This window comes from Blattabacterium cuenoti (genome assembly GCF_014251575.1).
Lineage (GTDB): Bacteria > Bacteroidota > Bacteroidia > Flavobacteriales > Blattabacteriaceae > Blattabacterium > Blattabacterium cuenoti_N.
The window spans coordinates 596,560-620,449 of the sequence record NZ_CP059191.1 but is presented as its reverse complement, the minus strand read 5'-3'; the positions used below and the strand labels follow the sequence as shown (position 1 = coordinate 620,449).

Annotated in this window: 23 protein-coding genes and 2 tRNA genes; 15 read left to right on the top strand and 10 right to left on the bottom strand. The window is 25.5% G+C overall.

Annotation, left to right across the window (positions count from 1 at the left end; all coding sequences use genetic code 11):
- On the top strand, positions 1 to 1,203 hold the full coding sequence (locus H0H67_RS03045; RefSeq protein ID WP_185859304.1) for an ABC transporter permease: 1,203 nt from the start codon (positions 1 to 3) through the stop codon (positions 1,201 to 1,203).
- Here H0H67_RS03045 and H0H67_RS03040 read toward each other — a convergent pair.
- From H0H67_RS03040 to H0H67_RS03030, 3 genes are read right to left on the bottom strand one after another with little or no spacing between them, the layout of a single operon-like run.
- Positions 1,194 to 2,111 (bottom strand): ribonuclease Z, encoded by a 918-nt coding sequence (locus tag H0H67_RS03040; protein ID WP_185859303.1) that lies wholly within the window; start codon positions 2,109 to 2,111, stop codon positions 1,194 to 1,196. The two genes, H0H67_RS03045 and H0H67_RS03040, sit on opposite strands and share 10 nt — an antisense overlap.
- A gap of 2 nt (positions 2,112 to 2,113) precedes the next feature.
- Positions 2,114 to 2,374 carry a non-canonical purine NTP pyrophosphatase gene (locus H0H67_RS03035; protein WP_185859302.1) on the bottom strand — a complete coding sequence of 87 codons (261 nt, stop codon included), beginning with the start codon at positions 2,372 to 2,374 and terminating at the stop codon, positions 2,114 to 2,116.
- Positions 2,371 to 2,892, bottom strand: coding sequence for a CPBP family intramembrane glutamic endopeptidase (locus H0H67_RS03030; protein WP_238784571.1), 522 nt, complete (start codon positions 2,890 to 2,892; stop codon positions 2,371 to 2,373). The genes H0H67_RS03035 and H0H67_RS03030 overlap by 4 nt, the downstream gene beginning before the upstream one ends.
- Positions 2,893 to 2,989: 97 nt before the next feature.
- Between H0H67_RS03030 and H0H67_RS03165 the strand changes: the two genes are divergently transcribed.
- The gene (locus H0H67_RS03165; RefSeq protein WP_238784570.1) at positions 2,990 to 3,142 is read left to right on the top strand and encodes a hypothetical protein; all 153 of its coding nucleotides are present in this window, start codon (positions 2,990 to 2,992) and stop codon (positions 3,140 to 3,142) included.
- Between the two features lie 294 nt (positions 3,143 to 3,436).
- Positions 3,437 to 4,597, top strand: coding sequence for a M14 family zinc carboxypeptidase (locus tag H0H67_RS03025; RefSeq protein ID WP_185859300.1), 1,161 nt, complete (start codon positions 3,437 to 3,439; stop codon positions 4,595 to 4,597).
- On the opposite strand, the gene rpmH is transcribed toward H0H67_RS03025, so the two are convergent.
- Positions 4,587 to 4,736, bottom strand: a complete 150-nt coding sequence (gene rpmH / locus H0H67_RS03020) for a 50S ribosomal protein L34 (RefSeq protein ID WP_185859299.1) — start codon at positions 4,734 to 4,736, stop codon at positions 4,587 to 4,589. The two genes, H0H67_RS03025 and rpmH, sit on opposite strands and share 11 nt — an antisense overlap.
- Before the next feature lie 264 nt (positions 4,737 to 5,000).
- Here rpmH and H0H67_RS03015 point away from each other — a divergent pair, with 264 nt between their 5' ends.
- From H0H67_RS03015 to gap, 6 genes are all read left to right on the top strand, one after another.
- Entirely contained in the window at positions 5,001 to 6,320 is a 1,320-nt protein-coding gene (locus H0H67_RS03015; protein ID WP_185859298.1) for a bifunctional UDP-3-O-[3-hydroxymyristoyl] N-acetylglucosamine deacetylase/3-hydroxyacyl-ACP dehydratase, read from the top strand.
- Positions 6,321 to 6,835: 515 nt separating this feature from the next.
- Complete coding sequence (sucD, locus tag H0H67_RS03010) at positions 6,836 to 7,711, top strand: succinate--CoA ligase subunit alpha (protein ID WP_185859297.1); 876 nt, start codon at positions 6,836 to 6,838, stop codon at positions 7,709 to 7,711.
- A gap of 37 nt (positions 7,712 to 7,748) precedes the next feature.
- Positions 7,749 to 8,315 (top strand): aminoacyl-tRNA hydrolase, encoded by a 567-nt coding sequence (gene pth, locus H0H67_RS03005; protein ID WP_185859296.1) that lies wholly within the window; start codon positions 7,749 to 7,751, stop codon positions 8,313 to 8,315.
- 7 nt (positions 8,316 to 8,322) lie between these two features.
- Positions 8,323 to 8,395, top strand: a tRNA-Arg gene (locus H0H67_RS03000).
- Between the two features lie 30 nt (positions 8,396 to 8,425).
- Positions 8,426 to 10,216, top strand: coding sequence for a translation elongation factor 4 (lepA, locus tag H0H67_RS02995; protein ID WP_185859295.1), 1,791 nt, complete (start codon positions 8,426 to 8,428; stop codon positions 10,214 to 10,216).
- A 31-nt stretch (positions 10,217 to 10,247) separates the two neighbouring features.
- A complete protein-coding gene (gap, locus tag H0H67_RS02990) occupies positions 10,248 to 11,258 on the top strand; it encodes a type I glyceraldehyde-3-phosphate dehydrogenase (RefSeq protein ID WP_185859294.1) in 1,011 nt (336 codons plus the stop codon).
- Positions 11,259 to 11,267: 9 nt separating this feature from the next.
- Here gap and H0H67_RS02985 read toward each other — a convergent pair whose 3' ends face one another.
- Positions 11,268 to 11,702 (bottom strand): type I restriction enzyme HsdR N-terminal domain-containing protein, encoded by a 435-nt coding sequence (locus H0H67_RS02985; protein ID WP_185859293.1) that lies wholly within the window; start codon positions 11,700 to 11,702, stop codon positions 11,268 to 11,270.
- Positions 11,703 to 11,781: 79 nt separating this feature from the next.
- Between H0H67_RS02985 and trxB the strand changes: the two genes are divergently transcribed.
- On the top strand, positions 11,782 to 12,738 hold the full coding sequence (gene trxB / locus H0H67_RS02980) for a thioredoxin-disulfide reductase (RefSeq protein WP_185859292.1): 957 nt from the start codon (positions 11,782 to 11,784) through the stop codon (positions 12,736 to 12,738).
- Complete coding sequence (locus H0H67_RS02975) at positions 12,722 to 14,167, top strand: glycine--tRNA ligase (RefSeq protein ID WP_185859291.1); 1,446 nt, start codon at positions 12,722 to 12,724, stop codon at positions 14,165 to 14,167. The genes trxB and H0H67_RS02975 overlap by 17 nt, the downstream gene beginning before the upstream one ends.
- Before the next feature lie 2 nt (positions 14,168 to 14,169).
- On the opposite strand, the gene pheT is transcribed toward H0H67_RS02975, so the two are convergent.
- The 3 genes from pheT to H0H67_RS02960 form a co-directional block, all read right to left on the bottom strand.
- Positions 14,170 to 16,248: a phenylalanine--tRNA ligase subunit beta gene (gene pheT / locus H0H67_RS02970; protein WP_185859290.1), complete on the bottom strand. Its 2,079-nt coding sequence runs from the start codon at positions 16,246 to 16,248 to the stop codon at positions 14,170 to 14,172.
- Positions 16,245 to 17,405, bottom strand: a complete 1,161-nt coding sequence (dnaN, locus tag H0H67_RS02965; protein WP_185859288.1) for a DNA polymerase III subunit beta — start codon at positions 17,403 to 17,405, stop codon at positions 16,245 to 16,247. The genes pheT and dnaN overlap by 4 nt, the downstream gene beginning before the upstream one ends.
- Positions 17,406 to 17,436: 31 nt before the next feature.
- Positions 17,437 to 17,510: transfer RNA gene (locus H0H67_RS02960), tRNA-Met, on the bottom strand.
- Positions 17,511 to 17,591: 81 nt separating this feature from the next.
- Here H0H67_RS02960 and pdxH point away from each other — a divergent pair.
- On the top strand, positions 17,592 to 18,248 hold the full coding sequence (pdxH, locus tag H0H67_RS02955) for a pyridoxamine 5'-phosphate oxidase (protein WP_185859286.1): 657 nt from the start codon (positions 17,592 to 17,594) through the stop codon (positions 18,246 to 18,248).
- A gap of 52 nt (positions 18,249 to 18,300) precedes the next feature.
- Here the strand turns inward: pdxH and H0H67_RS02950 are convergent, their stop codons facing one another.
- Together H0H67_RS02950 and fmt are read right to left on the bottom strand one after the other, a co-directional pair.
- Positions 18,301 to 18,567 carry an HU family DNA-binding protein gene (locus tag H0H67_RS02950; RefSeq protein WP_185859284.1) on the bottom strand — a complete coding sequence of 89 codons (267 nt, stop codon included), beginning with the start codon at positions 18,565 to 18,567 and terminating at the stop codon, positions 18,301 to 18,303.
- Between the two features lie 101 nt (positions 18,568 to 18,668).
- Positions 18,669 to 19,682: a methionyl-tRNA formyltransferase gene (gene fmt, locus H0H67_RS02945; RefSeq protein WP_238784569.1), complete on the bottom strand. Its 1,014-nt coding sequence runs from the start codon at positions 19,680 to 19,682 to the stop codon at positions 18,669 to 18,671.
- 76 nt (positions 19,683 to 19,758) lie between these two features.
- On the opposite strand from fmt, the gene H0H67_RS02940 reads away from it, so the two are divergent.
- From H0H67_RS02940 to H0H67_RS02930, 3 genes are all read left to right on the top strand, one after another.
- Positions 19,759 to 19,992 carry a DUF2795 domain-containing protein gene (locus H0H67_RS02940; RefSeq protein ID WP_012821710.1) on the top strand — a complete coding sequence of 78 codons (234 nt, stop codon included), beginning with the start codon at positions 19,759 to 19,761 and terminating at the stop codon, positions 19,990 to 19,992.
- A 21-nt stretch (positions 19,993 to 20,013) separates the two neighbouring features.
- Complete coding sequence (gene secA, locus H0H67_RS02935) at positions 20,014 to 23,298, top strand: preprotein translocase subunit SecA (protein WP_185859283.1); 3,285 nt, start codon at positions 20,014 to 20,016, stop codon at positions 23,296 to 23,298.
- A 74-nt stretch (positions 23,299 to 23,372) separates the two neighbouring features.
- The gene (locus tag H0H67_RS02930) at positions 23,373 to 23,888 is read left to right on the top strand and encodes a SanA/YdcF family protein (protein WP_185859281.1); all 516 of its coding nucleotides are present in this window, start codon (positions 23,373 to 23,375) and stop codon (positions 23,886 to 23,888) included.
- The last annotated feature ends 2 nt before the right edge of the window (positions 23,889 to 23,890 follow it).

The following is a 23,890-nucleotide window of genomic DNA, read 5'->3' as shown; positions in this document are numbered from 1 at the left end:
TTGAAAACAGAATTTTATATAGCTGTACGCTATTTTTTTTCTAAAAAAAAAACGAACATTGTGAATGTTATTGTTTTTTTATCTGTTTTATCTCTTAATGTTTCCACATTTTCTCTGTCTATAATTTTATTTGTTTTTTCTGGATTAGAAAATTTGAATAAAAAATTTTATCAGATTCATTATCCAGACATTATCATTTCTTCTAAAAAAGGAGATTTATTTTCTGACGACGTAACCATAAAAAAAAAAATAAAATCTATAAAAGGAATCATAGCTTTTTCTAAAACTATGGAAAAAAAAGTTTTTTTGCATTATAATAATCAAAAATATTTTATTTCTTTAAAAGGTGTGGATCCAGAATATGAAAAAGTTATGGAAAAATTTAAAAAAATAGATTTAAAAAATACTTTATATCCTGGTTATTTAAATGTGTATGTAGGATGGTCTTCTATGGTATTTTATTTTCCAATAATATTTAGAAATCAGATCAAAATTCCTTCTAAAATCCTATTTTTTTCTTATAAAAAGGATCATAATACTTTTATTCCATTTTTTATACAAAAAAAAATTTCTATAAAAGGTGTTTTTCAATTCAATCGAAAAATGGATATAGAATATTTGTTTTGTAATTTATATGAAATTCAGAATATAATAAAAGAAAAGAGAATTCAAACATTAGAAATAAGAATTCATAAAGAAGCTAACATTCAAAAAATAAAAAAAATTTTGATAAAAAAATTTGGATCCAATTTTAATATAATAACACGAGTAGAAAAAGAGAAAGCTTTTTACAAAGTTCTGAATACAGAAAAAATATTTGTCTATTTTCTATTTAGTTTAATGACATTGATTACTGGATTCAATTTATTTAGTGCTATTTTTATTTTGCAATTAGATAAAATAAAAGAACTTTTTACATTATGGTACATTGGTTTTTCTTTATGCAAAATCAAAACTATTTTTTTATATATAGGTTTTCTAATTACTATTTTTGGATGTTTTAGTGGATTATTTATGGCATATGTAATTTCCTTCATACAAAAGAAATATCAAATTATTAAAGCAATAGGAAAAATCCCTTTTCCTGTAAAAATAACAATGTCAGATTCTTGTATAGTTATAAGTATTATTCTTACAATAGGGACAATTATATCTTTTTATTCTTCAAGAAGAATAAATGGAGTGATTTCAGATTATAAATAATATGTTTTTAAGGGTTCTGATGCTTCTACATTAAAGAAGATTTCTTTTGCTTCTTTTTCGAATGCTTTGATATTAGGAAATCGATTTGAATAGTGTCCCAATAACAATTTTTTGACTTCGGCTTTTTTTGCTATATGAGCAGCTTGATTGGCTGTAGAATGTCCTGTATTGATAGCTCTATTTTCTTCTGTTTTTAAAAAAGTAGATTCATGGTATAATAAATCCACATATTTTATATGTTCAATTATAGAAAGAGAAAAAGAAGTATCTGAACAAAAAGCATAAGACAATATTTTTGGAGGATCAAACGTTAATTTTTCATTTGGGATTATTCTTCCATCATTTGTTTTAAAATCTTTTCCTTGTTTTATATTTTTGTAGTCTACAATTTTGATATCAGTAATTTTTTTAATCTCTTCCATGTTTAATTTTCTATTACTAGGTTTTTCTTTAAAAAGAAATCCATTAGCATAAATTCTGTGTTTTAATGGAATAGAAAAAACTTCTATTTTTTCATTTTCCATGATTTTTTCCAATTTTTCAGATGATAATTCTATATGATCTATACAGTATTTTAGTCTAGTGTAAGACCATTTAAAATGAACATCTATAATTTCTTTTAATCCTTTTGGAGCGTAAATTATGACAGATTTTTCTCTTCCTAATAAATGAAATGTAGATAACAACCCAATCAATCCAAAGAAGTGGTCTCCATGTAGATGAGATATAAATATATGTATTATTCTGTTAAATTTTATTTTTGCTTTTCTTAATTGAACTTGTGTTCCTTCACCACAATCAATAAGAAAGGAAAACCCTTTCATTTCCAATATTTGGGCAGTGGGATGAAATTGATTTGTTGGGATGGAAGAGTGGCATCCCAAAATAGTTAATGAAGGTTTTTTCATTATTAAAAATTTCTATTATTTAGAAACTGAATTAAGTTATTGAAAGTTTTGATTCTATGACTGATTTTATTCATTTCATGTTTATAATCATTTGTAATGAATACAGAATCATATCCAAAATCTTGGTGTTCAATAATTTTTTTTGAAATTTTTCTAGATAATTTTCTTTTCAAGAAATAAGTTTCTTTTTCACTGATTTTTAAACAAAAAAACTCTGCTTTTCTGGAAGTGTCTTTTATCATATTTGATAATAATTTTTTCATATTTTTCTTCTTCTTTTTAAGAGAAAAATACTACCTGTAATTATTATAGTGAAGAGAATCGTCAAAATTAACCAAAAATTTAGGTCTATCTCTTGTGAAGAAATCTCTTCATTTTTTATGAAAAAAAACATGTTAAATACAGCAAAAGCATTATTAAAGATATGTAATAATATACAGTCTATAATAGAAGATGTGACAAAATAAATGAATCCTATAAAACTTCCAATAAAAAAACCTCCTACAAATTGCCATGGGTTCATATGAGTCAATCCAAATAAAAATGAAGAAAATAAAATGGCTTTGATTGGATGTATTTTATTTTTTAACATTCCATTTAAAATGATTCCTCTAAAAAGAACTTCTTCACATATAGGAGCTAATAAGACTGTAGTGGAAAAAAAAGGAATTGGATTTTTAACTTCTTCTTTCAAAAAATCTTCAATTTCTTTATACATGTTGCCTAATATAGGCCCTTCTCTCGGGACCAATGAAGAAATATATTCGTTGAGAAGAATCATACAAAACATCATGCAAAAAATAATAAAATAAATATACCATGATGAAAATTTCATAGACAAGTCTATGATAAGATTTTTTTTTTGAGATTGATGAGAAATGAAAATAAATAAAAATATGAAAGGAAGAGTATATGATATTGAAAATATCATACTTTCAGGTAAATTAACAGAAATTAATAACTTTCTAAAAATTGCATTGAAAAAATTTAAAGCAGTAAATGCAACTATTAATAAAATAGACTCTATGTAATTTATTTTAAAATAATTCTTCATAATCAAAAAATTTCATTTTGTCCTGTTTTCAGAAAAAAATACAGAAAAAAAACTGATGAAACTTAATTTCATTTTTTTTGAGATTGAAAATACAATTTTGATATTCATATTTGATATTCATACATCAATAATCCACAAAATCGTTTAATTTAGTATTGATAAAAATTTATTGATAATTTTCATAATCTTTCCATTTTTTTTGATGCTATTGAAAGATAAAAAAATTAAAATAAATATAGAACTCTTTTAAGATAAAAATTATAAATTTATTATGTCATTATTTGATATAAAATCTATATTTCATGGTTATGAATCCTTTAAAGATAAAAGCATTAGTCCTTCCAAAATTTTTAGACATTATAATTTGTTGGAAATTATAAAAAAATATAATAATATATGCTCTATTACTCCTATAGGATTTTCTGTAGAAAAAAGAGAAATTTTCAAAATCAAATGGGGTATTGGAAAAATAAAAATATTTATTTGGTCTCAAATGCATGGAAATGAAACAACTGGAACAAAATCTATGTTTGATATTTTTCATTTTCTTTCAAAACAAGAAAATCATGATTTAGTTAAATTTTTTAAAGAAAGTTTAACCATTTTATATATTCCAATGTTGAATCCAGATGGATCTGAAAAATTTCAAAGAAGAAATGCTATAAACATTGATTTAAACAGAGATTCGATTCGTTTACAATCTCCAGAAATACAAGTTCTTTTTCAGGAGATTTACAAAGAATCTCCTCATATTTTATTTAATTTACATGATCAAAAAAGTGTTTATAATGTTGGAAATGAATGTTTTAATCCTGCAATTTTATCTTTTTTATCTCCTTCTGTATCATCTCAAAATGATGATTTTTTTCATAGAAAAAAATCTATGGGAATTATACATTTTATTGCGAAAGAAGTTCAAAAGGTATTACCTGATGTTGGATCAGTGGGTAGATTTTCTGATGAATTTTATCCTACAGCAACTGGAGATAATCTGCAAAAGTTAGGTTATCCTTGTGTATTGTTTGAAGCAGGAAATTATCCTAAAGATAATCATAAAGAGAAAATTAGAAAATATAATTTTTTATCCATTCTTGCAGGATTTTATTTTGTTTCTTATCACAACGATAATCTTGAAAAAGACTATGAATATTATCTTTCCATTCCAGAAAACAAAAATGTTTTATTAGATAAAATATATCGGAAGGTTCAAATACAAAAAGGGGATAATCAATTTATAATTGATATAGGACTAATGAATTTTGAGGAATTTGATTTTGAAAAAAAAAATCTTTCTTTTGTTTCTAAAATCGTTGATATAGGAGATTTATCCAACTTTTTTGCTTATGAAGAATTTATTACTCCAGGCCAAATTTTTTATGGAAAAAACTATCCAGAAATTGGAGATGTGGAATTTTTTAATTTTATTTTTTGAAATTAGAAACTGCTAATTTTATTCTTCCTTTTTTTCTTCTTCTAGATATAATCAAGCGACCTGCTTTCGTATTCATTCGTTTGATAAATCCGTGAACATTTACTTTTTTTCTGTTAGAAGGCTGATAAGTTCTTTTCATGTTTTCTAAGATTATGAAAGTCTTTTTTTTCTACTATTTTTTTATTTTTCAATCTTTTTCGAAATGTTTGAGAAAAAAATAACAGAATCAAAATTCCGATAATAAAACCTACAAAAAAAAAAGTAACACGCTTTGTAAGACTCATATATAAACACAGATAATCAACAATGAATAAATTACATAAAGTTTTTTATTTTTCTAATACTTTCTTATGAATAAATTTATATCCTATTGTTTTCAATAAAAATCTAATATATATATTATATGCTTGAAAAGCAAAAAACTATTGCAGAAAAAATTTCTTTGCAAGGATTCGGTTTATATACTGAAAAAAAAGTGACTATTACTTTTAAACCAGCTCCAGAACATACAGGATTTATTTTTATTAGAACAGATATCAAAGAAAAACCTTGCATAAAGGCTCATTTTTCTTTCTTGTTAAAAGAAAGAATAGATCAAGGTCTTATTTTGGAAAAAAATGGATTTAAAATTTATACGATTGAACATGTTCTTGCGGCTCTTACAGGAATGGATTTAGATAATGTTATTATAGAATTAGATAACATAGAAATTCCTATTATGGATGGTTCTTCAAAATTATTTGTAGAAGCAATTGAAAAAGTTGGAGTAATAGAACAAGATGCAAACAGAAAATATTATTCGATAAAAGAAATTATTTCTTATGAAAATAAAAAAACAGGAGCAGAAATCATGGCTTTCCCCGCTAAAAAATTTGAAATCATGACTATAATAGATTTTGATTCAAAATTTGGACAAAATGCAGTTTTAAAACATTTAGATCAGTTTAAACAAAAAATAGCTAATTCAAAAACTTTTTGTATTCTTCGTGAAAAAATGACTAAAAAATCTATAAAAGGTAATAATTTATTTTCAATCAATCAACTTAAAATGAAAGAAAAACCTATATCTTATTTTTCTTCATTTACCTATCAAGAATCTAATGAAATAGCTAAACATCTTCTTTTAGATATTATAGGTTTTTTAACTTTAACAGGTGCTAAATTAAAAGGAAAATTGATTTTTTATAAGCCTGATAATTATATTATTATGCAATTCTTAAAGGAGTTAATTAAAAAAGTTAAAATATTTAAAAATAATGATATTCCTAAATTTAATTTAGCAAGGGATCCCATCTTAGATATAAAAAAGATCATGAAAATTTTGCCTCATAAACCTCCATTTCTTATGGTGGATAAAATCATAGATTTAACGGAATCTAGTGTCACAGGAGTTAAAAATGTAACTATGAATGAATCGTTTTTTATAGGGCATTTTCCAAAAGAACCGATCATGCCTGGAGTATTGCAGATAGAAGCTATAGCACAAGTAGGAGGAATACTTGTGTTAAATAAATTAAACAATCCTGAATTGTATTCTACTTATTTTTTAAAAATAGATAAAGTTAAATTTAAACATAAAATAGTACCTGGAGACATAATCATTTTTAAAGTTGATTTATTGGAACCTATGAAAAGAGGAATAGTTCATATGAAAGGAAAAGGTTACGTAAATAATAAACTTGTGATAGAAGCAGAAGTTATGGCAAAAGTAGTTAAAAATTAAGACAAATTTTGACAAAAACTTTGATTTAAAAAAATGATTCCAATATACAATGGGATAAAGAAGAATAAAATAATTTCTTTTTTAAAGAATAAGGATATGTTATTTGTAATAACTAAATTAAAAAATCCATAAAGTATAAATTTAAAAAGGTTAAAGCGTAATTTAACTTTTTATCGGAATTTATTATATAAAGGAATTTATTTCATGAAATAAATTATGATCAAATACGAATAAAAGAAAAACTGATAAAAATAATATAGATTTTTTAAAAAAATGGATTAATGTGTACTATTTTTTTTCATATTAAAAATGACTTCTACAGTTATTTTAATAGTGAAAAACACAGAAATTGTTAAAAAAGTAGATACCGTTAATAACACCAATAAAATTTATTTTTTAGAAACAAAAAATAGATTATTGATTCCTTATTTGGATAACTTTTTAAGATCAATGCATCACATTAATTTTTAATAAAGAATTATAAAGTAAAAATTTTGCATAAATTAGAAAAGATTATGAGTATTTTGATAGATAAAAACATTAGAGTTATTGTACAAGGATTAACTGGAAAAGAGGGTTTATTTCATACTGAACAAATGATGAATTATGGAACCCCTATAGTAGGAGGTATTACTCCAGGAAAAGGAGGAAAGGTTTATTTAGGAGTTCCTATTTTTAATACTGTTGAAGAAGCAGTAAAAAAAACAGGAGGAAATGTGAGTGTTATTTTCGTCCCTTCTTCTTTTGCTTCAGATGCTATTTTTGAATCTATTTATGCGAATGTTGAAGTGATTGTATGTATTACAGAAGGAATTCCTGTTTCAGATATGATTAAAGTAAAACATTTATTAAAAGAAAAAAGGTCTTGTTTAATCGGTCCAAATTGTCCTGGAATTATTTCTACAGAAGAATCTAAAGTAGGAATTATGCCTAACTCAGTTTTTAGAAAAAAAGGAAAAATAGGAATAATTTCTAGATCAGGAACTCTTACTTATGAAGCTGCTGATCAAATTGTAAAATTTGGTTATGGAATTTCTACAGCTATTGGAATAGGAGGAGATTCTATTATTGGAATGAGTATAAAAGAAATTATGAAATTATTTTTAGAGGATAAAGAAACTGAATGTATTGTTATGATAGGAGAAATAGGGGGAAGATTGGAGATTGAAGCGGCAGAATGGATAAAAAAATTGAACAATAAAAAGCCAGTAATAGGTTTTATAGCAGGACAAACGGCTCCGAAAGGAAGAACAATGGGACACGCTGGTGCTATTATAGAAAAAAGAATAGAAACAGCACAAGCAAAAATGAATATAATGGAAAAAAATGGAATACATATAGTTAAATCTCCAGCAAATATAGGGATGACTGTATATGAAGTTTTTCATTAATGGATTAAGTCAGTAAAATTTTTTCAAAAAATTTGAAATGGATAAATTTTTGATAACTGGATTAGGTAATCCTGGATATTTCTATGAAAAAACAAGACACAATCTTGGATTTTTAATTTTAGATCAAATTGCTAAAAAACATTTTCTTTCTTTTTCAAAAAAAAAACTAGGATTCATTTCAAAATTCAGTTATCAAAAAAAATTACTTTTTTTTTTAAAACCTTCTACTTACGTTAATCATAGTGGTCTATCTGTTAAATATTGGATGATGAAAGAAAAAATTTTCTTAAAAAATGTTCTTATAATATCTGATGATATTTATCTTAATTTTGGTCTTTTCCGTTTAAGAGGAAAGGGAAGGAGTGGAGGACATAATGGATTAAAAAGCATAGAAAAAGAAATAGGAACATCACATTATGCACGTCTTCGTTTTGGGATTAAAAATCATTTTAAAAAAAAGGTAGATGATTATGTATTAGAAAATTGGAAAAATGAAGAAATAAATTTTTTATTTTCTAAATTAGATATAGGGGTAAAAATAGTATTTTCATTTGTAACAAATGGACTACAAAAAACGATGAATTTATTCAATAATAATTCTTAATTAATTCAACCTTGTAGTTTAATAGGATAGAATATAGGATTCCGATTTCTATGGTATGGGTTCGAATCCCTTCAAGGTTATTTGATTTGTTTATTAACCTAATTCTCATTATGCATTATATTCGCAATTTCTGTATTATTGCACATATAGATCACGGAAAAAGTACATTAGCAGATCGTTTATTAGAGTTTACAAAAACTATTTCTAAAAGAATACGAAATCAGTTATTAGATGATATGGATTTGGAAAGAGAACGTGGAATAACTATCAAAAGTCACGCTGTTCAAATGGAATATAAATATAATGATCAAGTATATATTCTGAATCTAATAGATACACCTGGTCATGTAGATTTTTCTTATGAAGTGTCACGTTCTATTGCTGCATGTGAAGGTGCTTTACTTGTTGTGGATTGTACTAAAAGTGTACAAGCTCAAACTATATCTAATCTTTCTTTGGCCTTGAAAAAGAATCTTGTTATTATTCCAATTTTGAATAAAATTGATTTATTGGATTCTATTTCTGAAAAAGTTATGGAAGAGATAATGGAGTTAGTACAATGTAAAATGGAAGATATTATTCCTGTCAGTGCTAAAAATGGACTAGGAATTAGTAATATTTTGGAAAGAATTGTTACATGCATTCCTTCTCCAAAAGGAGACCCAAAAGCCCCTTTGCAGGCTATAATTTTTGATTCTTTATATAATCCATTTACAGGAGTTGAAGCTTTTTTTAGAATCAAAAATGGTTCTATTCGAAAAGGACAGAAATTACGATTCATGTCCACAGGAAAAGTTTATTATGCTTATGAAATAGGGACTCTTAAATTAAAACGTGTTTCTAAAAATAGAATTAATACGGGAGATGTTGGATATGTTGTTTCTGGAATAAAAAATACTTATGAAGTAAAAGTAGGAGATACAATAACAGATGATAATGATCCTTCTATTAAAGCTATAGAAAAATTTGAAGAGGTTAAACCTATGGTTTTTGCAAGTATTTATCCAGTTGATTCCGATAAGTATGAGGAATTACATTCTTCTATGGAAAAATTACATTTAAATGATTCGGCTCTTTCTTTTAGTAGTGAATCATCTCCTGCTTTAGGATTTGGTTTCCACTGCGGTTTTTTAGGATTACTTCATATGGAAGTGGTTAAAGATCGTTTAGAACGAGAATATGGTATTTCTGTAATTCTTACCATTCCTAATGTTTCTTATAAAGTTCATATGAAAAATGATCAAGTTCTTTTAATTAATAATCCTTCAGATTTTCCAGAAATGGAAAAATTTAAAAAAATAGAAGAACCTTACGTTTTAGTTTCTATTTTTACTAAAGATATTTATATAGGAAGTATAATATCTTTATGTATTGGTAAACGTGGAATCATGATTGAAAATCAAAATTATTTGACATCTGAAAGAATAAAAATTACATTTGAAATGCCTTTATCCGAAATTGTATTTGATTTTTATGATAAATTGAAAACAATTTCAAGAGGATATGCTTCTTTTGATTATAGTTTTATTGGTTATAGAAATTCAGATTTAAAAAAAATTACTGTATTGATTAATCATAAAAAAATAGAACCCTTATCTCTTTTGGTTCATAAAAATAAAGCTTACTCTTTGTCAAAAAAAATATGTCAAGAATTAGCTTTATTAATCCCAAAACATCAATTTAGTATTCCTATTCAAGTTTCTGTATCTGGAAAAATTATAGCAAGAGAAACTATTAAAGCTTTAAGAAAAAATGTAACTGATAAATGTTATGGAGGAGATGTTTCTCGTAAAAGAAAACTCATAGAAAAACAAAAAAAAGGAAAGAAAAAAATGCGAAAGATAGGAAAAGTGGAAATTCCATCATCTGCTTTTATGACTTTCTTGAAAGTTAAAAATTAATTTTACAAAATAAATCAAAAAATTATTTAATATGTCTATTAAAATAGGAATAAATGGGATTGGAAGAATAGGAAAACTAGTTTTATTATCTGCTTTAAATAGGGAAAATATTGAAGTAGTATGTGTAAATGATTTAGTTTCTATAGAGTATTTAGCTTATATATTAAAATATGATTCGGTTCATGGTTCCTTTAAAGGAAATATTCGGATAGAAGATGAAAAATATTTAGTTCTAAATGAAAAACGAGTAAAAGTAACTAATCAAAAGGATCCTAATAAACTCAATTGGGGAGACTTAAATGTAGAATATGTTGTTGAATCTACTGGACTTTTTTTAACAAGAGATTTATCTAATGCACATTTGAAATCAGGATCTAAAAAAGTGATCTTATCAGCTCCTCCTAAAGATGATATTCCTATGTTTGTAATGGGAGTTAATCATACAAAAATGAAACCAAATGAAAAAATAGTATCAAATGCTTCCTGTACTACGAATTGTTTATCTCCAATTGTCAAAGTGTTAGATGATAATTTTGGAGTGTTAGAGGGATTAATGACCACTATACATGCTTCCACAGCTACTCAAAAAGTAGTTGATTCTGTTTCTGCTAGAGATTGGAGAGCAGGAAGATCTTCATTAACTAATATTATTCCTGCATCTACGGGAGCCGCTAATGCAGTCGGAAAAATTATACCAAATTTAAATGGAAAATTAACTGGAATGGCTTTTAGGGTTCCTGTTACAGACGTATCTGTTCTGGATTTTACAGTTTTTCTGAAAAATAAGACTAATTATGATCAAGTTAAACACTGTATGAAGAAAGCTTCTGAAACTACATTAAAAGGAATATTAGGATATACAGAAGAAGCTGTTGTTTCATCAGATTTTATAGGAGATGATAGAATTTCTATTTTTGATGCTAATTCTAGCATGATGTTGAGTCAAAATTTTTTAAAAATAGTTTCTTGGTATGATAATGAGGTTGGTTATTCCACAAAATTAGTAGATCTTATTCATTACATGTCTTCTCTGTCTTCTTAGGATAAAATTTTATGGAATCTTTTTTAAGAATGAGAACTTTTTTTTATACGAATCTACTTGAAAAATAAAAATTTTTATTCCATTACTTATCATCAAAAAAGGAGCTTGTACTACACTGTTATATATGGAAATTTGGTCAAAAACTTTTTGTGTTATAGAAATTTTAGGAGCTTTACATTCAATAAGTATGTGTGGTTTTTCATTCAATAGAACTAGAATATCTATTCTTTTATTTAGTTTGTTTATTTGTAAAGGAAATTCTATCCATATATTCGAGTTTTTGTAATTTTTTACTTTTTTTAACAAAAAAATTATATATTGACGTGTGACTTCTTCATGAGTAAATGAATAAAATTTTTTTCTAATCGAACAAAATATATAGATTTTTTTTTTGATTCGATTTAAATGTAAATGTTTTTTAACAAAAAAATTGAAAAAATGCATGATAATTATATTGAAAAAATTAAATAAAAATAATTTCAGAAATTAGAAAAATAAATTTTTATTAGGAAAAAATATTTTTATGCTAAAAAAAATACAAGATTGTGTCATTATTGGATCTGGACCTGCTGGTTATTCTGCTGCTATTTATGCCTCAAGAGCGGATCTTCATCCGATTCTCTTTGTAGGATTTCAGCCAGGTGGACAATTAACTACTACAACGAGCATTGATAATTATCTTGGATTTCCTGCAGGAATAAATGGAATAGATTTTATGGAAAATTGCAAAAAACAAGCAGAACGTTTTAATACTATAATTATAAACCAATCCGTAAAAAATGTATTTTTATCCAATCAGAAAGGAGGGGTCCATCGTATTTTTTTTGAAAAAGAAAAAGAATGTATCAAGAGCAGAGGGGTTATTATAGCTACAGGTTCTCGTCCTAAATTTTTAGGAATAGATAGAGAAAAGGAATTCATAGGATTAGGAATTTCTTTTTGTGCTACTTGTGATGGATTTTTTCACAAAGGAAAAGATGTTGCAGTGATAGGAGGAGGAGATACAGCTTTAGAAGAAGCAAATTATTTATCAAAAATTTGCAAAAAAGTATATTTGATAGTTAGAAAAAATTATTTGATAGCATCCAAAATATTACAATCCTATATTTCAAAAAAAAATAATATAAATGTATTATTTTGTTCTAATATCACAAAAATTATTGGAAATGATTTTTTGGAAGGAATTAAGATATTTAATCATGAAAAAAAAACAATTACTACTCTTTTAATTAGCGGCTTGTTCATTGCAATAGGTCATATTCCCAATACAGAAATTTTTAAAAATAAATTAGATTTGGATGATAGAGGATATGTTATTGTTAAAAAAGGAAGCACTATGACTAATAAACCAGGAGTATTTGCTGCAGGAGATGTACAAGATCCTAATTATAGGCAAGCTATTACTTCTGCTGGGACTGGATGCATGGCTGCATTAGATTTGGAAAGATATTTATCTTTATATCATGAAAGAATGGAATAATCATTTCTTTGATTTTTTAATTTCTCACGCAAAAATTTATGGTTTTATTTTTCCTTCTAGTGAAATTTATGGTGGATTAAATGCTGTTTATGATTATGGACCGTATGGAATTGAATTAAAAAATAATATAAAGGAATTTTGGTGGAAAACAATGACTCTTATTCATGAGAATATAGTAGGAATAGATTCCTCTATATTAATGCGTTCTGATATTTGGAATGCATCAGGGCACGTGGATGAGTTTAATGAGTTATTAATTGATAATAAGGATTCCAAAAAAAGATATCGTCCTGATATTCTTATTAAAGAACATGTAGAAAAAACTTTTTCAAATAATCCTAAAAAAAAAGAAGATATATTATTTCGTTTGTCTCAATCTTTAAAAAAAAAGGATTTATCAGATCTCAAAATTTTATTTGATGAATTAAACATTTGTGATTCTATTTCTAAAACAAAAAATTGGACAAAAATTCGTCATTTTAATATGATGTTTAAAATCAAAGATGAAAATAAAAAAGATTTATTTCTTCGTCCAGAAACAGCTCAAGGAATATTTTGCAATTTTCATAATGTTAAAAAATCTAGTAGAATGAAAATTCCATTTGGAATAGCTCAAATAGGGAAATCATTTAGAAATGAAATATTTGCAAGAAAATTTCTGTTTAGAATGAGAGAATTTGAGCAAATGGAAATGCAATTTTTTATTCTTCCTGAAGAAGAAAAAAGATGGTATGAATATTGGAAAAATGTCCGTTTAAAATGGCATTTAATTTTTGGAGATCAAAAGAATTATAAATTACGTAATCATGATCATTTAGCACATTATGCTAGTGTAGGTGCAGATATTGAATATCATTTTCCTTTTGGATTTCAAGAAATAGAAGGAATACATTCTCGAAGAGACTTTGATTTGAAAAAACATGAATTTTTTTCAAAAAAAAAATTAAGAGTCTTTGAATCAAAAAAAAATTATATTCCTTATGTGATAGAAACATCTCTAGGGTTAGATCGTCTTTTTTTAGCCATATTTTCTTCTTCTCTTAAAAAAGAAGAATTAGAAAATAGAAATATACGTATAGTCCTAAAACTTCCTTATTATTTATCACCTGTCAAAGCTGCCATTCTTCCATTAGTTAGAAAAGATGGATTGCCAGAAACTGCAAAAAAAATATTTAATGATTTTAAAATGAATCATAAATTAATTTATGATCAAAAAGAATCTATTGGTAAATTATATCGAAGACAAGATGCGATAGGAACACCTCTATGTTTTACAGTGGATTATAAAACCATAGAAACAGATACAGTGACTATGAGATATAGAGACAGTATGCAACAAAAAAGAATTCATATAAAAAATATATCTAGAATAATCGAAAAGGAAACTGGATTAGAAAAAGTTTTAAAAAAACTATCTGATTTTATATAATTCTATTTTCTTTCTCTGATTTCAGCTTTCAATTCTTTTTTTAATAAAGATTCAATTTTTTTCATGTAATACTTAATAATTTTGTCATTCAATGTTTCTTTTTCGCTTTCAAAAAAGAAACTAACAGTATAGGATTTCTTTGATTTTGGCAAATTATCTCCTTCATAAAAATCATATATTTGAATTTTCTTAATCACATGATTTTCTTCTTTCTTTATTAACTGATTGATTTTTTCAAAAGAAATAGTTTTATCAACTAACAAAGATAAATCTCTCCTTGAAGTAGGATATTTAGAAAACGGAACATAAATTATTTTTTTTTCTTGAATAATAGAAATTAAATATTCCCAATCAATTTCTGCATAGAAAATCTCTTTTTTTTTCAAAATATTATTTTTTAATTTTCCTATTTCAACTATATTTTTATTGTTATATAACATAGAAATACTATTTTCTAATAAAGGATGTTTGGAAAAAATTTGAGTATAATTGTTAATTCCGCTTTTTTGAAAAATTTGTTCAACAATTCCTTTTAAATAAAAAAAAGGTTGAGATTCAACATGTTTTTTTTCTATTTTTTTTGATATAACAATTCCGAGATATGTTTTTTCTAAAAATTTATCATTCTGCTTATAATATATTTTTCCTATTTCAAAAAATTTGATACTGGAATTATAATAATTGATTCTATTATAATTATATTCTATACAATCTATCATACCAAATAATAAACTGGAACGCATCAATTTATAATTTTGATTAATTGGATTAACGATTCTAATTTCTTCTCTATTAAAAAAAGAATTGAGTAAAGTGGAATATTTATCTTCATTTATCATAGTGGAAGAAATAATTTCCTGAAATCCATAACAAATTAATTGTTCGAAAAGTATTTTTTGTATTTTATGTTCTGTTTTGTAAAAACAGTTAGGAATTGGGGATATTTTGACTCGATCAGATATTTTAATTTTATTGATGCCATAAATACGCAATATTTCTTCGATTAAATCTATTTCTCTTTTAACATCTATTCTGTAAAGCGGAACACATACAAATAAATATTTCTGATTTTCAGAATGAATTACGATTTCTAATAATGATAAAATTTTTTTTATTTTATTTATGGAGATTTCTTTTCCTAGAACATTTCTAATTTTATTATATCTAAGTTTGATTGTTGAAGGATAAATTGGACTAGGATAAACATCAATAATATGAAAATATGTTTTTTTTTTAGTTATACTTTTTATAAGAAAAGCAGTTCTTTGCAAAGCAGATGCAGTTTGATTAGGATCTACTCCTCTTTCAAAAAGATATTGTGATTCTGTTTTTATTAAGTGTTTTCTTCCAATTAAACGGATAAGAATAGGGCTAAAACAAGCACTTCCAAGAAAAATATTTTTAGTATCTAAATGAATATCAGATTGAATACTATTAATTAGTCCAGCAATAGACAATGGTTTTTTTGCATCACAGATCACTAGATCTTCTTCATCAAGTTTTCGTGTGATGCAATCTGAAGATTGAAAATACGTATTTCTTTCCGCATTTTTTATTATAATTTTTTTTTCTTCTATTTGATCCATGTCAAAAACATGGATTGGTTGTCCTAATTCATAGATAACAAAATTTATAACATCCATTACATTGTTAATCGATTTTATACCTATAGATTTTAGTCTAGAAACTAACCAATAGGGAGACGGTTCTATTCTTATTCCATAAATGGACATTCCGGAATATCTGATACATTTTTTATTTTCTTGTATAAAAACTTGAACATGATATTTATCATGATGATGTATCCTTTCATTTATTATTAGAGGTTTGGACAAATAGACCGTTTTTTCACGTAATTTTAAAAAAGCATACAAATCACGTGCTATTCCATAATGGCTCATAGCATCCGTACGATTGGGAGTTATTTCAACATCTAAAATAGAGTCTTCTATTTCATCCTCATAGAATATTTTTTTTATACTTTTTACTGGTAATCCAATATCAGTCAAAATACCAGATACTGTTTCCGCATTAATATCAATAGATATATATTTTTTCAACCAATTGTATGATATTTTCATATTGTAGACATAATCAATATAGAAATGGATTCTTCTTTTTTTTTCTTTTCATTAGAAAAGGGTTTTAAAATACCTATTTTATTTGAATAATACAGTTCGAAACAAATAAAGTTTTCATTTAAAGAAGATAAAATTTCAATTAAAAATTTAGAGTTGAAACCCATTTTTATACTTTCTGTTTTTTTTAAATCATCAAAAATAGGTTTACATTTAATTTTAGACTCAAAATTATCATTGTTTATAGTATTTTGTTCACATATTTTCAATTTATTATGATTTAAGTGTAAGTAAATGAAATTTTTTCTTTTTTTAGAAAAAATGGAAATTCTTCTGATGGTATTTAATAATAAAAGTCTATTGATAATAAAAGAAACGTCCCAATTATTATTGGGAATAACAGAATTATAATCTGGATATTTTTCATTGATTAATCTACATGAAAAAATATGATTTTGAAAATGAAATACTACATTGATCTTATTATTGTATTCAATGACAACATTGCTATTCTTTTCCTTTTTTAAAATTTTTCTAATTATATCAAGAGATTTTTTTGAAATGGTAAATTCAATAGATTTATCAATTTTCAAATTTTTGATAGTATACTTAACGAGACGAAAAGTATCTGTAGCTATAAAATTTGCTTCATAAGGAGAAAATTGAAAAAAAACTCCATTCAGGATTGGTTGAAATTTTTTATCTCCAACAGCGAATAACGTCTGATTTAATATTTTTGAAATAATATTTGAAAATAAAGTTATTTTCATAGTAGATGATCTCAATATGGGTCTTTTTTTCTGAAAAAAATCAATTGAATCTTTATGAAAAAAGATAGGGATTTTATAAGATCCTTGTTCAGAACAAATATTAAGTGCATTTTTGTTTTTCTTAAAAAGAAGTGTTTCATTCGGAAATGTGGTTAAAATATCTATCATAAACTTAGTAGATACAACTACTTTTTCTTTTGTAGATTTTTTTGCATTGACCTTGATAGATGTATTCACTATATTTTCCGAATCACATAAAGCAATAATTTTCAATTGATTTTCTATAATTTCAAAAATCAAGTATTTTGAACTTGAGTTTTTAGAATTTACAATTTGATATAAAGTATGTAATTTTTGTAATAGAGAATGACTAGAAACAAAGAAATACATATTTTTTGTGTTCTAACTAATATATTATAAATAGCGTGAGGGGGATTTGAACCCCCGACCTCTGGGTTATGAATCCAACGCTCTGACCAACTGAGCTATCACGCCTTATTTCTAATAAGAAAACACATAACAGCATAATAAAGTTAGTATATTTTTGTTTTATACATTTTTAAAAAATAAAAAATTATGACTTTTGATTTAAGTAATTACAGAAAAAATTATCATCAAAATTCTTTATTAGAATCTGAAGTTCCAAAAGAACCTTTTCAATTGTTTCATAATTGGTTTCAACAAGAAAAACTTTTCCATAAAAAAAATAATGAGGAAATTAATGCTATGTCTATTTCCACTATAGGAGAAGACGGGGGACCAGAGACTAGGGTTGTTTTGCTTAAAGAATATTCTGAAAAAGGATTTATTTTTTATACAAATTATTATAGTTTTAAAGGAAGATCCATTAAAAATATACCTAAAGTATGTCTTTCTTTTTATTGGAAAAATACAGAAAGACAAATTCTTATTAAAGGAATAACATCTAAGATCAAAAAAGAAAAATCAGATGAATATTTTCAAAAAAGACCTAAAGAAAATAAAATAGGATGTTGGGCATCTAAACAAAGTTCCACTATTTCATCTAAAGAATATTTATTAAAACAATATAATAAATGGAATGATTTTTTTGATAAGAGAACTATAAAACGTCCTTTTGATTGGGGAGGATATATTATAAAACCTTATAAAATGGAATTTTGGCAGGGACAACCCAATAGACTTCATGATAGACTAGTTTACAGTCTAGATAAAGAAGAAAAAAAATGGATTTTGTATAGATTATCTCCATGAATAAACAAGATAAAGTTTGTTTTCTACATACAAACTTTATCTTCTAATAAATTTACAATTTTGTTAATTCTGCTCCTATTTTGAATTTAGCCACTTTTTTTCCTGGAATATGTATTTTTTTTCCTGTTCTAGGATTTACTCCACTTCTAGGATTTCTTTCTACAACAGAAAAGGTTCCGAATCCGACTAGGGTTACCTTATCTCCTTTTTTTAAAGATTCAATTACTGTTTCAATAAATGCATCTGTAACATTTTTAGCTTTTATTTTTGTTATTCCAGTTTTTTCAGCTATTGAATTAACCAATTCTGTTTTGTTCATGAATTTATATAATTAATTTAATTTTAATTAATTATAAAACAATCTTATAATTAACGATAGCAAATATAAATAAATAGCTACAACTTAATAAAAATCTTGTTTTACAGAACAAAAAGATTTTTATTTATTTTTATTCCATTAATTAAGTCTTTTATATTCATTCTTTTTTTACCTTCTATTTGTCCTTCAACAACAGATATAAAACCTTCTTTAACGGATATTTGCATTTCATATGATGAAATGAATATTAATCCAATAGGAATAGAATGTTTTTTTAGTATTTTTTTGACGATAAAAATTTTGAACCTAACAAATTTTTTCTTATTAAAAAATAATAAAGTCCATGCAGCAGGATGAGGACTTAATCCTCTTATTTTATTATAAATGGATTCAATAGAAGGATCATTCCATTGTATTCTACAATCTTTAGTAGATATTTTTGGTGCATACTTGAAAGAATTAATATTTTTTTGATCAATAAGTTTTATTTGATTTTTCATAATTTTTTCTAAAGTTTTTATGATCATAGATCCACTCATTTTTTTGAGTTTATTTTCTAATTCTCCTGCAGTTTCCTCTTTTCCTATTTCTATTTCTTTTTGGAAAATAATTTTTCCAGAATCTATTTTTTCTTCTATGAAAAAAGTTGTTAATCCTGTTCTCTTTTCTCCATTAATGATGACCCAATTGATAGGAGCAGCTCCCCTATATTGTGGAAGAATAGATGCATGTAAATTAAAAGATCCCATTTTAGGTAAATTCCATACTTTTTGAGGTAAAATTTTGAAAGAAACAACAATTTGTATGTCTGCATTCCATGCTTTGAGATTTTTTAAAAAAGAATCATCAAGAAGATTTACAGGTTGTAAAAAAGGAATATTATTCTCCAATGCATATTTTTTTACAGGAGAAAAAGATTCTCCCTTTTTATGAAGGGGATTATCAGGGCTTGTAATTATACCTACAATATTATATTGTTTCATATATAATTCTTTTAAAGGGAAAAGTGAAAAATGTGTTGACCCTATGAATACAATTTTTGGAAACTTTTTCATGTAATTTATTTGTAATTTAAATTCACTAATTTTATCTTGTAATTTTATGAAAAAGTTCATTGATTTTTGAAAATCAAATATATAAAAATATCATTTTTTTGATTTTTTTAATATTAAATATAGAAAATATCAATATATGTATTGGACTTTAGAATTAGCTTCTCATTTAGAAGATGCCCCTTGGCCTGCAACGAAGGAAGAATTAATTGATTTTGCTATTCGTACTGGAGCTCCTTTGGAAGTAGTTGAAAACCTTCAACAATTAGAAAATGGAGAAGGGGAGGTTTTTGAATCTATAGAAGATATATGGGCCGATTATCCACGTGACGATGAAGATTTTTATTGGAATAGAGATGAATATGAACTTTAAATTATTTATTTTTTGATTTAAATGAGTTTTATCAGAAGAATATTAAATAAATTATTAGTTAATAAAAATGAAAGGGACCTTAACGAGGTTAGAAAATTTTTGGTTCAAATCAAAGAAGAGGAGAAGAAGATATCTTTATTGTCTGATGATGGATTGAGAAATAAAACTCATAATTTTAAAAAAATTATAAAAGAGTCTATAAAAGAATTTGACGAAGAGGAAAAAAAATTGTTAAAAAAAATACAAGAAAAATTTTATTCTATTAGCGTTTTGCAAAAAATATACTTTAGTATAGAAGAAATTAGAGAGAAACGTTATAGGACGGAACAAAAAGAATTGATAAATCTTTTACCTAAAGCCTTTGCTTTAATTAAAGAGACGGCTAAACGTTTAAAAGAAAATGAGAAACTTGTAGTAGAATCTACCTCTTTTGACCAAAAATTATCCAAAACAAAATCTTATGTTTTTTTGGATGAAAATAAAGCTATTTGGAAAAATAAGTGGGATGCATATGGTAAATCAATAGTTTGGGATATGGTCCATTATGATGTCCAATTGATGGGAGGGGTCGTATTACATCAAGGAAAAATAGCTGAAATGGCAACAGGAGAAGGGAAGACTTTTGTAGCTACTTTATCTGCTTATTTAAATGCTTTATCTGGAAGAGGGGTGCATATTGTTACAGTCAATAATTATTTATCTAGAAGAGATACGGGTTGGATGGCTCCTTTAATGGAATTTCATGGATTAAAGGTTGATTGCATTGATAATTATTCATCTACTGATGTACAAAAACGTAAAATAGCATATCAAGCAGATATTACTTATGGAACAAATAATGAATTTGGTTTTGATTATCTGAGAGATAATATGGCTTCCTCTCAAGAAGAATTAGTTCAAAGAGAATTAAATTATGCCATTATTGATGAAATTGATTCTGTATTAATAGATGAAGCACGCACACCTTTAATTATATCTGGACCTGTAGACCCTAAAAAAGACAATAAAGAGGAATTTGAATTATTTAAAGGAAAAGTAGAAAATCTTGTTAATAAACAAAATATAATAGTTAATAATTTTTTGCAGGAAGCAAAAAATTTGATAAAAAATGGAGATAAAAAATTAGGAGGATTTAAATTATTTCAGGCTTATCGTGGATTACCAAAGAAAAAGTCCTTAATTAAATTTTTGAGTGAAGATAATATACGTTTTACTTTACAAAAAACTGAAAATCAATATTTACAAGATTATGGAAGAGAAATGTATAAAGTAGACAAAGATCTTTATTTTGTGATTGATGAAAAAAATAACACAGTAGAATTAACAGATAAAGGAATTGAATTTTTGTCTGGAAATGTGGAAGATGAAGGGTTTTTTGTATTGCCAGATGTGAATGTGGAACTTGCTGATTTAGAGAAAAAAAAACTTTCTAAAGAAAAGGAAATCAAAGAAAAAGAAAAAATTTTGAAAAATTTTTATATTAAATCACAAAGAATACATACGATCAATCAGCTTCTTAAAGCTTTTACTTTATTTGAGAAAGATGTGGATTATGTTGTTTTAGGAGGGAAAATCAAAATAGTAGATGAACAAACTGGTCGTATTATGGAAGGAAGACGTTATTCAGATGGGTTACATCAAGCTATAGAAGCGAAAGAGAATGTACAAATAGAATCTTCCAGTCAAACTTTTGCGACAATTACTTTGCAAAATTATTTTAGAATGTATAGAAAAATATCTGGGATGACTGGAACGGCAGAAACAGAATCTGGAGAATTTTGGCATATTTACAAACTGGATGTGGTCGTAATCCCTACACACAAAATTGTACAAAGAAAAGATTTGCAGGATCTTGTTTTCAAAACTAAACGAGAAAAATATAATGCAATCATAGAAAAAATTATTCATTTATCTAGACATAAAAAACGTCCAGTTCTTGTTGGAACAACCTCTGTTGAGGTTTCAGAATTTCTAAGTAGAGCTTTAAAATTCAGAAAAATACCGCATAATGTTTTAAATGCAAAATTACATGAAAAAGAAGCAGATATTATAGCGAAAGCAGGATTTTCTGGATCTGTTACTATAGCGACTAATATGGCAGGTCGTGGAACAGATATTAAACTATCGAAAGAGGTCATAGAAAATGGAGGGTTAGCAGTTTTAGGTACAGAAAGGCATGATTCTAGAAGAGTCGACAATCAATTAAGAGGTAGATCTGGACGTCAGGGAGACCCAGGAAGTTCTCAATTTTATGTTTCATTAGAAGATAATTTAATTCGTTTATTCATTGATTCAGAAAGACTTTCAAAACTTATGGATAGGTTTGGTCATAGAGAAGGTGATATTATACAACATCCTTTGTTAACAAAATCTATTGAAAAAGCACAAAAAAAAATAGAAGATAATAATTTTAGCATGCGAAAACGTTTGTTAGACTATGATGATGTAATTAATAAACAAAGAGAATTTATTTATAAAAAGCGCAAAAATGCATTATGTGGAGACGAATTGAATTTAGATATTTCTAATATGGTTTATGTTTTACTAGATGTGATGATATCGGTCAATAAATCTCTAAACGATTTTAAAAATTTAGAATATGAATTTATTCAAATTTTTGATATGAAATTTCCGTTTCAGGAGAGAGAGTTTTTATCTTATAAAGAACGTGATTGTGTGAATCAACTTCATGATATTATTCTCAATTCTTATGATAAAAAAAAGAAAAAAATCATTGATCTAGATATCATCCCAATTATATCTAATATCATTGTCAAAAATCAGGAATCTTATCAAATACAAGTTATTTTCACTGATGGACTGCAAAATGTAGTTTCTATATCAGATTTAAAGGATTTTTATGAGACCCAAGGTAGATCTTTATTATCAATATTTGAAAAAAAGACTATATTATGTTTCATGGATGAAAAATGGAAGGAACATTTACGTGAGATGGATAGTTTGCGATATTCTGTGCAAAATGCAGTTTTTGAACAAAAAGATCCTCTGATCGTTTATAAACAAAATGCTTTTAATTTATTTCAAGAAAGAGTTTATGATATTAACAAAAAAATTGTTTCTTTTTTGCTTAAATCTACCATAATTAGAGGTGATATTTTATGTATTCCAAAAAATAATATAAAAATGGATTTTTTAATGAAAAATAAAAGTGGAAAAAAATTGGGTAGAAATAATAGAATTAATATTCGTCATTTAATTACAGGAGAAACTAAGAATATTAAATTTAAACAAGCAGAGTTTTTTTTAGAACAAGGAGAATGGGTAATAGAGGATGATTCTTTTTAGAACGATTGTATTAATCAAAAATAAGACGTATACTTATTGTCATAATTTCATTTATTTTTTCTTGTTATCTTGGAATGAGTTTATGGGCAACAAGAAAAATTTATGATTGTATAGATTCTCTTCCATATAATACATTTGGTGTAGTTTTAGGTACTTCTAAATATTTGCATGGAGGAGGAGTAAATGCTTATTTCAAGTATAGAATTGATGCGGCTTTTTCTCTTTTTTATCATAAAAAAATACGTTATATCATTGTAAGTGGGGATAATAGAGAAAAAAATTACAATGAACCAAAAATGATGAAAAAGGAATTAATAAGAAAAGGGATCCCTTCTTATTTTATATATGAAGATTTTCATGGAATTAATACCTTCCATTCTGTTTTAAGGGTTTATAAAATTTTTAATCAAAAAAAGTTTACAATTATATCTCAAAAATTTCACAATGAAAGAGCTGTTTTTATTGGAAATTGTTTAGGATTAGATGTTGTTGGTTTTAATGCTCAAAGTCTTTCTTTTGACAGTAAAATACAACTTAGAGAAGTTTTTGCTAGAATTAAAGCTTTATGGGATATTTTTTTTGATTTTTAAAA

Coding starts and splice junctions, on each gene's coding strand:
- H0H67_RS03040 (WP_185859303.1), bottom strand. CDS start 2,111: ATGAAAAAACCTTCATTAACTATTTTGGGATGCCACTCTTCCATCCCA.
- H0H67_RS03035 (WP_185859302.1), bottom strand. CDS start 2,374: ATGAAAAAATTATTATCAAATATGATAAAAGACACTTCCAGAAAAGCA.
- pheT (WP_185859290.1), bottom strand. CDS start 16,248: ATGAAAATATCATACAATTGGTTGAAAAAATATATATCTATTGATATT.
- dnaN (WP_185859288.1), bottom strand. CDS start 17,405: ATGTATTTCTTTGTTTCTAGTCATTCTCTATTACAAAAATTACATACT.
- lepA (WP_185859295.1), top strand. CDS start 8,426: ATGCATTATATTCGCAATTTCTGTATTATTGCACATATAGATCACGGA.
- fmt (WP_238784569.1), bottom strand. CDS start 19,682: ATGAACTTTTTCATAAAATTACAAGATAAAATTAGTGAATTTAAATTA.
- H0H67_RS03015 (WP_185859298.1), top strand. CDS start 5,001: ATGCTTGAAAAGCAAAAAACTATTGCAGAAAAAATTTCTTTGCAAGGA.
- H0H67_RS02930 (WP_185859281.1), top strand. CDS start 23,373: ATGAGTTTATGGGCAACAAGAAAAATTTATGATTGTATAGATTCTCTT.
- H0H67_RS03165 (WP_238784570.1), top strand. CDS start 2,990: ATGAAAATAAATAAAAATATGAAAGGAAGAGTATATGATATTGAAAAT.
- pth (WP_185859296.1), top strand. CDS start 7,749: ATGGATAAATTTTTGATAACTGGATTAGGTAATCCTGGATATTTCTAT.
- H0H67_RS02985 (WP_185859293.1), bottom strand. CDS start 11,702: ATGCATTTTTTCAATTTTTTTGTTAAAAAACATTTACATTTAAATCGA.
- sucD (WP_185859297.1), top strand. CDS start 6,836: ATGAGTATTTTGATAGATAAAAACATTAGAGTTATTGTACAAGGATTA.
- pdxH (WP_185859286.1), top strand. CDS start 17,592: ATGACTTTTGATTTAAGTAATTACAGAAAAAATTATCATCAAAATTCT.
- H0H67_RS02950 (WP_185859284.1), bottom strand. CDS start 18,567: ATGAACAAAACAGAATTGGTTAATTCAATAGCTGAAAAAACTGGAATA.
- H0H67_RS03030 (WP_238784571.1), bottom strand. CDS start 2,892: ATGATTCTTCTCAACGAATATATTTCTTCATTGGTCCCGAGAGAAGGG.
- H0H67_RS02940 (WP_012821710.1), top strand. CDS start 19,759: ATGTATTGGACTTTAGAATTAGCTTCTCATTTAGAAGATGCCCCTTGG.
- H0H67_RS02975 (WP_185859291.1), top strand. CDS start 12,722: ATGAAAGAATGGAATAATCATTTCTTTGATTTTTTAATTTCTCACGCA.
- H0H67_RS03025 (WP_185859300.1), top strand. CDS start 3,437: ATGTCATTATTTGATATAAAATCTATATTTCATGGTTATGAATCCTTT.
- gap (WP_185859294.1), top strand. CDS start 10,248: ATGTCTATTAAAATAGGAATAAATGGGATTGGAAGAATAGGAAAACTA.
- rpmH (WP_185859299.1), bottom strand. CDS start 4,736: ATGAAAAGAACTTATCAGCCTTCTAACAGAAAAAAAGTAAATGTTCAC.
- trxB (WP_185859292.1), top strand. CDS start 11,782: ATGCTAAAAAAAATACAAGATTGTGTCATTATTGGATCTGGACCTGCT.
- secA (WP_185859283.1), top strand. CDS start 20,014: ATGAGTTTTATCAGAAGAATATTAAATAAATTATTAGTTAATAAAAAT.